This is a genomic window from Rhodoferax sp. ZS1R8 (genome assembly GCF_056521325.1).
In genome coordinates, this window is the sequence record NZ_JBWMBA010000136.1 from 1 (window position 1) to 1,164 (window position 1,164).

Annotated in this window: 1 protein-coding gene; it reads left to right on the forward strand. The window is 54.9% G+C overall.

The features are described 5' to 3' along the window. Positions 1-111: 111 nt before the first annotated feature. On the forward strand, positions 112-1,020 hold the full coding sequence (glyQ, locus tag AC097P_RS24445; protein ID WP_479613010.1) for a glycine--tRNA ligase subunit alpha: 909 nt from the start codon (positions 112-114) through the stop codon (positions 1,018-1,020). The last annotated feature ends 144 nt before the right edge of the window (positions 1,021-1,164 follow it).

Genomic DNA, 1,164 nt, shown 5'->3' on the forward strand with positions numbered 1-1,164 from the left:
ACGCTTTGGCTTGTGGCCCATCTGGATAGTCGCGCTTGCTATTGTTTTGGTAGCTACCTACGCAAGACGGACGAGGGCGGTCTAACGGTTCCGCCCCTGTAAAATCGGGGGATGCTCACATTTCAAAAAATCATCCTGAAATTGCAGGCCTATTGGGCCGACCAAGGCTGCGCGCTCTTGCAGCCCTACGACATGGAAGTCGGCGCCGGCACCGCGCATACGGCAACCTTTTTGCGGGCACTTGGCCCTGAGCCTTGGAAGGCCGCGTATGTGCAACCTAGTCGCCGCCCCAAGGATGGCCGCTATGGCGAAAATCCGAATCGCCTGCAGCACTACTACCAGTACCAAGTCGTGCTCAAGCCCGCACCTAGCAACATTTTGGAACTGTATCTGGGTTCGCTCGAAGCCTTAGGCTTTGACCTGAAGAAGAACGATGTTCGTTTTGTCGAAGACGATTGGGAAAATCCCTCCCTGGGAGCCTGGGGACTGGGCTGGGAAGTCTGGTTGAACGGCATGGAAGTAACCCAGTTCACTTACTTCCAGCAGGTCGGTGGCATCGACTGCAGGCCAGTCACTGGCGAAATCACCTACGGGTTAGAGCGCTTGGCCATGTACCTGCAGGGCGTGGACAACGTCTACAACCTGGCTTGGACCGATGGTTTAAGTTATGGCGACGTCTATAAGCAAAACGAGGTCGAACAATCGGCCTACAACTTTGAGCACAGTGATACCGAGTTCTTGTTCACTGCCTTTACGGCACATGAAAAGCAGGCCAAGTATTTGATGGAGCAACAACTGGCCTTACCAGCCTACGAGCAGGTACTCAAAGGCGCGCACACCTTCAACTTGCTGGATGCGCGCGGTGCTATCAGTGTTACCGAGCGCGCCGCTTACATCGGGCGTTTGCGCAATCTCGCGCGCACGGTTGCGCAAAGCTACTTTGATAGTCGTGAACGACTGGGCTTCCCCCTGGCGCCGCGTGAATGGGTTTCACAAATGCCGCCGAAGAAAGAAGCCTGACGGCAGTGGAAAGAATGAACATGACTACCAAGAACCTTCTCGTCGAACTGTTTGTAGAAGAGCTACCCCCCAAGGCGCTCAAGAAATTGGGTGAGGCGTTTTCTTCCGTTTTGGCGGATTCGCTCAAAACCCAAGGCCTGACCG

What these genes read in the sequence shown, in the direction of transcription:
- glyQ (WP_479613010.1), top strand. Translation starts at nt 112, where the DNA reads ATGCTCACATTTCAAAAAATCATCCTGAAATTGCAGGCCTATTGGGCC.